The organism is Sphingobacterium arenae (assembly GCF_014692505.1).
GTDB lineage: Bacteria > Bacteroidota > Bacteroidia > Sphingobacteriales > Sphingobacteriaceae > Sphingobacterium > Sphingobacterium arenae.
Window position 1 is genome coordinate 127702 of record NZ_JACNYK010000001.1, and the last position, 13292, is coordinate 140993.

Below are 13292 nucleotides of genomic sequence, written 5' to 3' on the forward strand. Positions count from 1 at the left end.
GAATCGATTTGTTTTGGTAAAAATCAAACAACCGGTTGCAATACGTTCTATCATCCGTAAAATGCCGATTTAAACAAGTAATTAAATAAACCTTATACTATTATGAAAAGAATGAATTTAATGCGAAGAAAGGGCTTTCTTCTTATCTTCATCCCGATTCTATTGCTGTGCGGAAGGAATTTGGCGCAGACTGCAACCCAGAGAGGTATAGTTGTCGACCAGTCCGGGGCACCCATTATGGGCGCGAGCGTGAAGATAAAAGGAACGACAATCGAAACCGCGACAGACAATAACGGTGTTTTTACTTTACCGGGCATATCGAATGGAAACAGCATTATCGTCAGTTATACAGGATATAATACACAAGAAACCTTAGCAAATCAAGACACGACCCTATCTATCACATTGCTCCAAGATGACGTAGCACTCGATGAAGTCGTTGTTATCGGTTATCAAACGGTCCGCCGTCGTGATCTTACCGGTTCCGTGGCGTCTGTTAGTGGAAAGGATTTAGCAACTGCTCCGGTAATTAATGTCGCGCAGGCATTGCAAGGGAAAATGCCGGGAGTGAATGTAATATCGCAAGACGGTCGTCCCGATGGTGATGTTTCGATCCGCATCCGCGGCGGTGGATCCATCTCGCAGAGCAACGAACCGTTGGTGCTTATCGACGGAATTCCGGGTAACATTTCAGATATACCGAGCGATATGGTGGAAAGTGTCGACGTGCTGAAAGATGCGTCTTCTACCGCAATCTATGGTGCACGTGGTGCCAACGGTGTTGTGCTTGTTACGACAAAAAGAGCCAAAGAAGGTCGAAGCTCGGTAACCTATACCGGTTATAGCAAATTCAACCGACCTACCGGTTATATGGAAGCGTTAAACCCCTATGATTACCTCGCGTTTAAATGGGCCATGTTAGATGCATATGAAGACATCGACTATGTAACCCCTTTTACCCAGCTATTTGCCTTGGGCGAAAACAGAGGCAGCAACACCGCGGGTATCGACGCATACCGAGATGTCCCAACCTATAATCTCCAAAAAAGCCTTTACAACAGTTCCTTCTCCCATAACCACGATCTTTCAATCGCTGGAGGAAACGATAAAACAAAAGTACTATTTGCTGCAAACTATATGGACGAGCAGGGAATGAAATTAATGTCGTATGCAAAACGAGCTTCGGCCATATTCAAAATAGACCAGAAGCTACATAAAAACCTGAATTTTAATGTGGACCTTCGTTATACCGATAGGCGATCGCTTGGTAGCGAGGGAACCACCAATGGTGCGGGTTCTATCCTCTCTTCGTCCTATCGATTTCGGCCCATCGCAATCACAGATATCAAAGGGGATCTGTCTTACCTGACGCACTCTAGTTTAGGCGAAGAAAATACCGTAATGTACGATGTAACAAACGGGGTAAACAGGACTTTGGATAACGATAACCTGGCCTTGGAACAATCTTTACTAGGTACTGCTGGCCTAAACTGGAATATTCTGAACAACTTAACGTACCGCACGGAACTAACTCTATCACGGTCCTATACGACCAATAAAAACTGGGAAGGACCCACCATAGATCCGAATTACTATATCGCTACAGGTACGATGGAAAGCATCGATAAAATCATATATGCAGGTAACGCCGACTTGAGAAAGAGAGACTCTTGGGGACTCCGTTGGACAAACACCTTAAACTATGACATCCTACAGAATGATACGCATAGACTTAACTTATTAGCTGGCCAAGAAGTCACTAACGCCGGCGGAAGTGATATGCGTATTGACGCAATGCGTTTTCCGGCCAACTTCACGAAAGACAATGCTTTCGCGATGATCAACCAGTATGATACCAGCGTTTCTACTAACCTTATCGTTTCCAGTAGTGTTACGACTCCATCGAGAATACTCTCCTATTTTGCACGGGGTAACTACGCACTATTAGACCGATACATGCTGACCGTAACCATGCGAGCAGATGGCTCGTCAAATTTCTCTCCCGAACACCGTTGGGGATACTTCCCCGCTGTGGCTGCCGCGTGGCGCCTTTCTAACGAGTCTTTCTTAAAGAATCAAAGCTGGATAGACGATCTAAAGCTCCGGGCCTCGTACGGAGAAGTTGGTAACGATGCCGTCGATCCAAACCAGTGGTCCCAATTGTGGGAAGCAGAGAGCGACGCTCGTTACCAACAAGCCTTGGGTAACATCATCCTGCCGGGTTACGACTTAGCTTCCGCGCAGATGGCCAATCGCAATTTGAAATGGGAAACTACGATTACCCGAAACCTTGGGCTTGATTTCACATTATGGAACAATAGAATCTGGGGAACGTTGGATGTATACCAGAACACGACCAAAGACTTACTAATGCTGACCGATATTCCATCCATCACAGGGTTTAATACCAGCTACGCCAATGTGGGAAAAACCAGCAATAGAGGCGTGGAGTTATCGCTATCAGGCACTGTATTCCGTAATGAAGACTGGAACATTACAGCAGGGGGTAATATAAACTTCAATAAAAATCGAATCGAGGAACTTGCAGAAGGCGTACAAAGTGCTTACGGCACCACGTTCTTGCAGTCGGGCATTCCAGGCAACGATTATATCTTGCAAGAAGGGAAACCATTGGGTATCGTCATGGGCTATCAAACCGCAGGTAAGGGGTATTACGAAACCAGCGATTTTAACTACGATGCCGCCACCCAAATGTATACCCTTAAAGACGGTGTTCCAGACCTTGCAGCAGCTTTCGTTGCACACCACAAAGGAGTTGTGCCTTCTGGTCAGCAAGCTTATCCCGGTATACCTAAATTTATTGATACCGATGGTGATGGTATAATCGACACCAAAGACTACGTAGAAATCGGAAACATGACGCCAAAACACACCGGCGGGATCAGTATAACGGCGAACTATAAAAACATCGACCTAGGGGCTTATTTCAACTGGAGTTATGGGAACCAAATTTACAACGCCAACAAATTGGCTAGCCTTTACAACGGGAACAAAGGAGGCGGATTATACGGCAACAAATTGGATATCGTAAACGATAGTTATAAAATCTACGACATCGACGCCGATGGAAACCTCCAACGGATAACGAATCCTACTGCTTTAGATGCATTAAACCAGAACGCTACGTTACCACTCACCTACCTACATCAAGGCTATGTGAGTAATATTGGTATCGAGAATGGATCATACCTGCGTCTGAACACCTTAACATTAGGTTATAGCATGACGAAATCGCTAACGAGCAAAATTGGACTTAATAAGTTACGTATTTATGGTACGATCTATAATGTAGCCACATTAACCGGATACTCCGGAATTGACCCCGAAGTGAATGCGAACCCAAATATCAATAACTCGCGCTATCCTACGCCAGGCTTCGATTGGGGCACTTATCCCCGTCCACGTCAGTTTGTGATCGGATTAAGTGCCACTTTTTAAACCGTATGATTGATTAAAAAATTAAACAAAAGAATCATGAAAAGAATAGCTTTATATATATACTTGGCGTTAACATCTACGATGTTTCTCCAATGTAAAGACTATCTAGACGTCACCAACCCAGGACAAAGTGACAACGAGTTTGTTATGTCGAGTCCAGAGGAAGCCGCAAAAACCTTATCGTGGGCTTACGGCGAATACCGCACAAACGTGGCTGCTGGTGGCAACTACAACTGGCAAGATCCATTGGGATCCGATGCCGAATACATGAGTGAATATCCCACCGGGAATAATGTGATCGCACGACTACAGCCGGAAGCCTCTGCCGTGGGCAATGCTGCCACACAGTTTAATAGTTTGAATATTATTTTGGCGCGCGCCTCTCGAATCGCAGCGATCATCCAAGACAAAGGCGTTCTGGAAACCAACGAAGCCACGGAATGGAAACAGCTCTATGGTGAAGCAAAAACGATGTGGGCGCTCTGTGGCTGGGAGTTGGTGCGTCACTTTGGAGATGTGCCATTCGGTTATGAGAACACCTATGTACAAGACTACGAATTGAAATCACGCTTTGCGATCATGGACACCCTGATTGCCGAATTAAAGTCAGTAGAAGGTTTGATGTATAAAGTAGGCGAAGGCGGTGTCACGGCAGAACGTCTCAACCGCTCCTATGCAAACGCCCTTATTGGTGAAATTGCTTTGCATGCTGGTGGTTGGCAAACTATCCGTACGGATGTACCAGGTTTATATGGTGACATACAGTTTGATTACAAGGGAACAGACGACGGGACCTGTGTCTATGCCCGACGAAAAGACTACATGGATTATATCCGGGTGGCAGAGCAATATCTTAACCTTGCTGTCAACACGCATAATGGAACCGCTAGACTTATTACCACAGATAGCAGAGCTGTAAATAACCCGTTTCAAGTACACTGGCAAGAAATCAACTCCAGACGTGTCAGTCCAGAGTCCTTATACGAAGTCGCTTGTGCGCCAGGCTTCGGAGGGGAGCATCCATATTCACAGGGACGTCCCGGTTCGAATAACGGAGCTGTTTCGGTACTCAATACTTTTGCTGCTATCCGCATCGTGCCATCCTTCTTTTACAATGGCTACGAAGATGGAGACAGACGACGCGATGTCAGCATGGTGGTAACCGGTAGCGATGCGGCAACCGGAAGAGAAACTTTGATGCCGATGGGCGCCGGAACACGTATCGGCGGCGGAGGTCCCGCTATCAATAAATGGGATCAAAACCGAGGGGACAATCCATTAATCCCAAATAATGCCTTCCGTAACTCCGGCATGAATTATACGGTCATGCGTATGGCGGATGCCATGTTGATGTTAGCCGAGGCAAAGGCCATTCTCGGCACCGATAATGGTGGTGCCGTAAACCTTGTCAATCAAATCCGCGCTCGGGCATTTGGCCATACTAGTGCCAATATTCCTGCGCTAAGTGGAGAAGCACTCCTCGACGCGGTCTACGAAGAGCGTAAATTGGAATTACTTGGTGAAGGAGATGTTCGCTGGGATATGATACGTTCGGGAAAATTCAACGAAAGAGCTATTCAAGTTCGTCAGGAAATGGAAAACATGTTGGCTGGATTGGCTAGCAACGGTTATTATACCTTTCCAAGTGGCCGAACGATTTCTAATTATATCTGGACGAAGCATGTCCAACTAACTCCGGGCAGCTCAGCGGCCGTGGTTACACAGGAAAGCACCGATCCAAACGATCCGGCACGCTTCCCAGGATGGCGAGGAATCTTCAACTGGAATGCGGCTGCTCACGCTAGCATTACTGCTAAAAACCTAGCCGTCCAAGGTCTGTACAGTTACATCAACCCGAGTGGAGCAGAAGCTATAGCACTAGAAGCTAATGGCTACGTAAAGACTGACTGGGCGGTCAAAATGTTGCAGGGGACCAACCCGGCTATGTATAGAGCCGCTATTCTAGATGGCGTTGTGGGTAGAGAAAATTTGGCTCCTCGCTACTTTCATCCTATGCCATTGACGGTAATCGATCAATCGAAAGGCAAAGTAAGAAACGGTTACGGGCTACCCAACAATTAAATTATCGGATAATTGCGTACACTTTGTATTATATTACTTTTTATCTTACCGCTTGTGGGCTCTCCACAAGCGGTCGGTCATTTAACGACATATACCAAGGAAAATGGTCCTTCCCACCGTACGGTGTCGTGTATCACGAAAGATAAAGATGGTTTTCTATGGTTAGGCACCTGGAATGGCATCAATCGCTATGACGGAACAACGTTTAAAACATTTGATGTTGTTCAAGAACACGGCAACAGCCTATCTCTACAAACGCGTAGAATTATACAAATTTTAGATGACGACGATTATCTATGGGTATTGACATACGATCACCAAGTCTATTGGTTTAACAAAAAGACAGAAAGGTTTCACGCCTTATCCTCGTTGATAAAGCAATCCCTGGGACGCACCTATCTTTTTAATAAGATATTCCTCTTAACCGATGATTATGTCTGGCTTGGCACAGAAGAACAGGGCATCGTGGCCATACCTCGTAGAGACAGGTCAGCCAACATCTTACATTTTAGCCCGAAAAGCGCAACACCTTATCGCATTTCCTCGGATACCATTAATATTGTTCATCAGGATAAAAGGGGGCATATCTGGATAGCAACCAACAAGGGGCTTGACCATCTCTCGCCGTTAGATAAAGAATACCAATCCATGGGTAGTGTATATACAGAAGGGCCGGTTGTCAAATTTGCTCATGGAAAATGGGGCTCTGCATTCATAGCTCATAATTCCGATATATTATTATTAAAAGATGGTCAACATCAAGTGGAAAAGATAAAAATCGGTGGAGATATTGTCCACGCTATCCTTTTCTCAAATTATGGGGATTTCCTATATGCCACACGTCATGACGGTTGTCTATTTAGAGTCAACCTTTCGACAAAGGCTGTGGATAAACTCCTCGAAGGACATCAATCCCTCTATGGTATGTACGAAGATAGTAAGGGAAATCTTTGGATAGAACAGGAGGGCGGTGTGCTCTATTTAGATCGGCGGAGCAGTTTGTCACGCATTTTTGAACCGTTATATGCGAAACAGAATACAAAGACACCGTTTTTTTGCTTTGAAGATGTCAACAAACGCGTATGGATCAGCATTAGAGGAGGTGGTTTCGGCTACTTTGATGAAAATGCACAGGAAGTCAGATTTTCGATGAGCGACATTGGATCGCAAGCCACGGTTTTGCCTCAATATAACTATCTTTTTTTCTATGATCATAGCGGAGCTTTATGGTTTACCTCTGAGGAGAAAGGATTTGTCAAACTTGTTTTTTCCGATGTTGCTTTTCACCATCATGATCTGTTCATCGACAAGCACGATGCTTTAAACGATGAGGTTAGAAGTTTGATGTTGGATGCAACTGCAAAATTATGGGTGGGAACAAAAGCGGGAAACCTCTACATTCGACAGGACGAAAAGGCGATTTCTCTTTTTAATCCTACCATTTTTAAAGCGTCTGATGGTATCTACAGTTTGTTGGAAGATCATTCCGGTAATATCTGGATTGGGACAAAAGCATTAGGATTGTTTAAGGCAGCGGCCAAAGGTGATGGCGGGTATACATTAAGTCGGATTACGAGCGAACAGCATGGATTGGACGCCGACCAAATATATACATTGGCCCAAGATCAGAAACAGCGTATCTGGGTAGGTACTTTCGATAATGGATTATATAAATTGGAACATGGGTTTGGAAAGGTTGACGTGAAAAAGATCACCTGGACAAGCCATGCGACACAAAACAGATTGTTTAACAAAATCCGCCACATCACTTTTGATCCGCATGGAAACTTGTGGATTGCAACGACAGAAGGACTGGTCATACATGCCCCGCATGGGGAGACCCGCTTTTTCTTTGACACCCCACATCATCCTATAAAACTGGGCGACAATGATATACAATATATTTTTTCGGACGCACAAGGGGCAATGTACTTATGTACGTCTGGCGGCGGGCTTACCAAAGTAGAAGGCAATCCTTTTAGAGAATTGACGTTCACGAATTTCGGACGGCAGCAAGGACTTTACAATAGTTTTATTTTAGGCGGCACCGCCGATTCTAAAGGCAATCTATGGCTTTCCACCGAAGGTGGGTTAATCAAGTATGACCAACATCGTAAACAATTTATGAACATGGACGCCGGAGATCGACTTAATAGTCTGTCTTTTTCGGAGAAAACAGTGTCTGGGACAGCGGAAAACTGTCTTTTCTTCGGAACGAACAAGGGCTTCCTCACGGTAAGTCCTACGAAGATGCAAGCAAAACCAAAAGCGGTCACAATGGCGCTGACAGGATTGTGGGTCAATAATGAGGAACGAAATTTAATAGGAGATAAGGAAAAAGTGAATATTCAGTATATCGATAACCTAATTCTTCCCCACGACGAAAACAATATCAGTATCGATTTTACTTTAACAGATTTCTGCACAGGCAATCCTAACTTTTCATACAGGTTATTGGGATTAGATAGTATCTGGCAGCAGAACGGCTCGTTAAATCGGGCGACATTCACGAATCTAAAACCTGGTCATTACATATTCGAAGTGAAAGGGGAATATGATCTCTATACAGCTGGACCTTTCCGAAGGCTTTCCATCGTCATATCGTCTCCTTGGTGGGCAACATGGTGGGCTTATGTCCTTTATTTATGCCTCACTATAATCATACTGGCATTCGTCCGCTATTTCGTTAAATCAATATGGCTTTTAAAGCAACGCGTCTTTATTGAGCAAAAGATGGCAGAAGTCAAAATGCGTTTTTTTACAAATATTTCGCACGAATTAAGAACACCTTTAACGCTGATTATCAGTCCGGCAGAACAACTGCTCAAGAGTAAACAGCTAAATGAAGAAAATCGTCAGTATACGCAATTAATCAACTTGAATGCAAAACGCATGCAACGTTTTGTAGATCAACTGCTAGAATTGAGGCAGATACAGGAGAACAGCTACAAATTGCATAAAATCCCCACTGATTTTATTTCGCTTGTGCATCATGTGCTGAATGGTTTTCAAGTGGTCGCAAAAGAGAAAAATATTCGTCTACGACACAACCTCCCCGACGCACCCTTATCTTTGACAATAGACCCGGATAATATGGAAATCGTCCTGTACAATTTGTTATCCAATGCCTTAAAATATACATACCCAAATACGGAAGTTACCGTAGCCTTTAACGTAAATACAGCAGAAGGTTCTGTAACTCTATCGGTAATTGATCAGGGACCTGGTGTCCATGAAGAGGCTTTGAACGAAATTTTTGAACTCTTTCATATAGAATCGACGCCCTTCCTCCAATCGGAAAAAAGTTCGGGCATAGGATTATCTCTTGCGAAAGAACTCATACAGCTACACGGTGGTAAAATATGGGCAAAAAATCGCGAAGGTGGAGGCCTAGAGGTTACTTTTTCCTTAATGTTAGATCAAGAAAAATGTGCCGAACCTAAGTTTATTCCTGTTGTACAAGAAAATATCGGCACCTATCTAGACCATGATACTGACGGGTGGCAAGAAGAAGCCGCAGCATCAAAAGAAGAACAAGTCCTTCTTGTCGAAGATAATGAAGAACTCCGTGCCTTTTTAGTTTCGCAGCTACGGAAATACTACCAAGTAATAGAAGCTGGACAGGGAGATGACGGATTATCTGCGGCCATAAAAAACCAACCAGACATTATCGTCAGCGACGTAATGATGCCTGGTATGAATGGAATAGACCTGGTGAAGCAATTAAGAAAACATACCGAAACAAGTCATATCCCTATTATTCTGCTGAGTGCGAAGCACGCCATAGAAACACAGATACAGGGTCTTCAATATGGTGCAGACTATTATATCACCAAACCTTTCCATTTGGATTTTCTATTGGCTTCTCTACAGCGTCTTTTAAAACAACGTAAGCTTCTTTTTGAACATATGGTAAATCAACGCGAGCTGTTGATATGCACGGATGATATCATTATCACAGACCATGACCGGGAGTTTCTTCGGAATGTTATTTCCATCGTGGAGGAGAGAATGGAATGTCCTACGTTAAGTATTGATCAAATAGCGGATTCGCTCAATTTGGGTCGGAATACGTTCTATAAAAAATTCAAAAGTCTGACCGATACCGCTCCGGTGGAGTTTGTGCGGGACATGCGGCTTCAAAAAGCCAAAATATTGTTGGATCAAGGATTGGATAATATTGCAGAAATCGCCTATCAAGTCGGTTTTAGTAACCCGAAGTATTTCAGTACTTGTTTTCGGGAAAAGTTTGGTATGTCGCCTAAGACATATTTCCAACAAAAAAAGTCGCCCGAGCGAAATACTTTCTAAAATTTGCCTCTCCACACAGGTGGATTTAAAATTTAAACCTTATTAATCAAAATTTGAACCTCGAAAACGGCTCTGTCTCTTATACTTGTGGTGCCTTTTGTTGCAATCGGTTGCATGCAAAGGAGGCTAAAACTATAAACCAAAGTAATATGAAACTAAATTTAATCACATCATTTTTCTTGATCAGTATGGCCTGTTATAGCTACATGGCCCATGCATCGGGATTGGATCCAGATCGGTTGTTTGAAACCGCGGCTGTCCAAAAGCTGATTGACGTCACGGGACGGGTTAATGATACCGATGGCAATCCCATAGGAGGGGTAACGGTAAGCGTCAAAGGGGGAAATAAAGTTACCTCTACCGATAACGCCGGTCAATATGCATTACGAGACATCGAAGAGAACACCATTCTTGTTTTTATGTATATGGGCAAGCAATCGCAGGAGGTCTCTATATCCGCACGCACCCGCGTTAATGTTGTTTTGGAGGGAAGTTCTTCGACTATAGAAGAGGTTGTTGCCATTGGATATGGAACAGCGAGGCGTAAAGATCTAACCGGCTCTGTCGCATCGATTAATGCAGAGCAGCTAAAAGATTTACCTACTGTCTCGGTGCTTCAAGCCATACAAGGGAGAATGCCAGGGGTCCATGTAACTATCACAGAAGGATCTCCGGATGCTGATATAAAGGTTCGTGTGCGTGGGGGAAACTCCATCACGCAAGATAACTCTCCGCTATATATCGTAGACGGCTTCCGGGTTGCCAATATCAACGATATTCCCATGACCGATATCGAGAACATCGACGTTCTGAAAGACGCCGCATCAACGGCTATCTATGGGTCAGAGGGAGCCAACGGTGTCGTTTTGATCACGACTAAGTCTGGTAAAGGCGGTTCGCCTAAAATCGCATTTAGTTCGTATTTGGGTGTCAGTAACGTCTACAACTTGACAGAAGTATTATCTCCTTATGAATACGTCTATTGGCAACGGGAGCTTGATCCGTCAACTTCCGCCAATAATAGTTTCAATTCCATGTATGGGCTGTGGGAAGACCTGGATATCTACAAATCCAAAGCAGGTATCAACTGGCAAGACCGGCTTTACGGCAATACCGGTATACAGCAGAATTACAATGTTGGACTCAGTGGGGGCGACCAAGATGGCAGCTTAACCTATAACATCAATTATACCCGGGACGATGAAGATTATATTATGCTAAACTCTGCCTATCAGCGTGATTATGTCAGCGCCAAACTTAATAAGAAAATCAGCCCTAAACTGTCTTTCGAGTTTAATTCGCGTATGTCTGCAACGGAAATACAGGGTCCCAGTATATCGGATGGACGAAAGCTCCGGGAGGCTGTTAAATATGCCCCGGTACGGAGTTTAGCCTCCTTGACCGAGGATGCCCTTGGCGGTGCAGAAGATATCACTTCACCAGAAGCGCTAAGTTCCTTGCGCGATCCTGTCGTGAATGTCGAAAATGAATATAAAGATCAAAATCGTTTTAACCTCACCTTTAATGCCGGCTTCAACTGGAAAATTATCGATGGGCTGCGCTTTAGCACCAAAGGATCCTTTGGGTATAACAAAGATTTTACGGATAATATATGGGTGCGTGGCACGGGGCAGTCAAGCTCTAATGGCGGACAGCCCGTAGCTCGTAGAGAAGATAGAAAAGGAACCTTGTATTCTATACAAAACGTCCTGACGTATGATTTCAATTTGCAAGAAGATAAACACCGCTTTACCATCGTGGGTGGGCAGGAGATCACAAACAGTCAACGGAACGATATGTTAATGGAGTCCAAGTTCTATCCCGAAGATTTCACTCCGCAGGATGTATTAGCGATGTGGAATTACGGCACGCCACAACCTACTTATACTACGATCGGCGAGCCATCCAGAACTTCGTCCTACTTTTCTCGGGTCAATTATACCCTCAGCGATCGGTATATATTGACCCTGACCGGAAGAGTAGATGGCAAGAACGTTTTTGCACCCGGCAACCGGTGGGGCTTCTTTCCTGGTGCTGCTTTCGCCTGGCGTTTCTCTGACGAAACCTTTATGGAGAATACGCGTAGTTGGCTATCTGATGCAAAATTACGCTTAAGCCGTGGAGCGGTGGGCAACGCTAGAGTAGGTTCTTATTGGCGACAGGAATATGGGTTCGTCACTGGAGGTAATCAGCTGTATTACATCGGTGAAACGCCCCAGAGTGCATTACGTACAAAAAACACACTCAAAAATGAAAACCTAACCTGGGAAAGTACAGTCTCTACCAATATAGGTCTAGACTTAAGCTTCTTGAACAGCCGGTTCAATGTCACGATCGATGCCTATAATAATATTACAAACGACCTGATTCTTCAAGTTCCTCTTCCTTCCAGTTCTGGCTATGCAAATCAATACCAGAACATCGGTAGCACCTCCAATAAGGGATTAGAGTTTTCCGCCTCGGCTGTGGTAATAGAGAAAAAAGATTTTCGGTTATCAGCTGACTTCAATATCTCGTTCAACCGAAATAAAATCCGAGCGCTTCTTGATGGATTGGACGAGATGAATACGCCTGCCTCTGCATGGTTGGATTTCGGGCGGGATGATTTCCGAGCTATAGTAGGCCAATCTGTGGGGCTGATGTACGGATTTCTTTCCGATGGCTATTATACTTTTGATGATTTCCATTTTGATGGGGATCAAAATAAGTGGATTTTAAACGATGGTGTGGTAGACGCTTCCCACGTCATGTCCCGCTCGGGTAATTATTTTGGACCAGGTCATATCAAACTAAAAAAAGTAGGAGGAGAGGGAACCGTTGTCAATCCAGACGATGACCGGGTGGTTATTGGTAGGGCACAGCCTAAACATACGGGCGGTTTTATGTTGAATAGCAGTTACAAAAATTTTGACCTGGCGGCGATGTTTAACTGGTCTTACGGAAACAACATCTATAATGCCGACAAAATTGATTTCAACGCCTATGAGGGTTCGAAACGCTACCAAAACTTGAGTGCAGATATGCGCCTATCGGAGCGTTTCACCACCATCGACCCCGCTACGGGATACAACATCATGTTTGGAAACGAAGCGAATCCCGAGATGTTCCGGGCATTAAACGAAGGAAAGACCATGTGGAATCCCATGGCAGCCAATGCGCGTATCTTGACAGATTGGGCTATCGAAGACGGTTCGTTTTTACGGCTGAGCAATCTAACCCTTGGTTACACCTTGCCTTCACATATCGCTAACCGTTTGCTCATGCAAAACCTACGGGTATACGTTGCGGGATATAACCTACATGTGTGGACAAAATACACCGGACAGGATCCCGAAGTAGATACCCAACGGAATGCATTAACCCCAGGAGTAGGGTATTCCGCATATCCGAAATCTAAAAAAGTGTTGTTTGGATTAAATGTTACATTTTAAGAGATGATG

The 13292-nt window shown here is 44.4% G+C and carries 4 protein-coding genes; all 4 read left to right on the forward strand.

Features of this window, described 5'->3' with window-relative positions; translation table 11 throughout:
• Window positions 1-102 precede the first annotated feature (102 nt).
• Window positions 103-3459, forward strand: a complete 3357-nt coding sequence (locus H8B17_RS00680; protein ID WP_223816268.1) for a SusC/RagA family TonB-linked outer membrane protein — start codon at window positions 103-105, stop codon at window positions 3457-3459.
• A gap of 36 nt (window positions 3460-3495) precedes the next feature.
• Window positions 3496-5541, forward strand: a complete 2046-nt coding sequence (locus H8B17_RS00685; protein ID WP_190307264.1) for a RagB/SusD family nutrient uptake outer membrane protein — start codon at window positions 3496-3498, stop codon at window positions 5539-5541.
• A gap of 12 nt (window positions 5542-5553) precedes the next feature.
• Complete coding sequence (locus H8B17_RS00690; protein WP_190307265.1) at window positions 5554-9852, forward strand: hybrid sensor histidine kinase/response regulator transcription factor; 4299 nt, start codon at window positions 5554-5556, stop codon at window positions 9850-9852.
• A 149-nt stretch (window positions 9853-10001) separates the two neighbouring features.
• Complete coding sequence (locus H8B17_RS00695; protein ID WP_190307266.1) at window positions 10002-13283, forward strand: SusC/RagA family TonB-linked outer membrane protein; 3282 nt, start codon at window positions 10002-10004, stop codon at window positions 13281-13283.
• Window positions 13284-13292 lie beyond the last annotated feature (9 nt).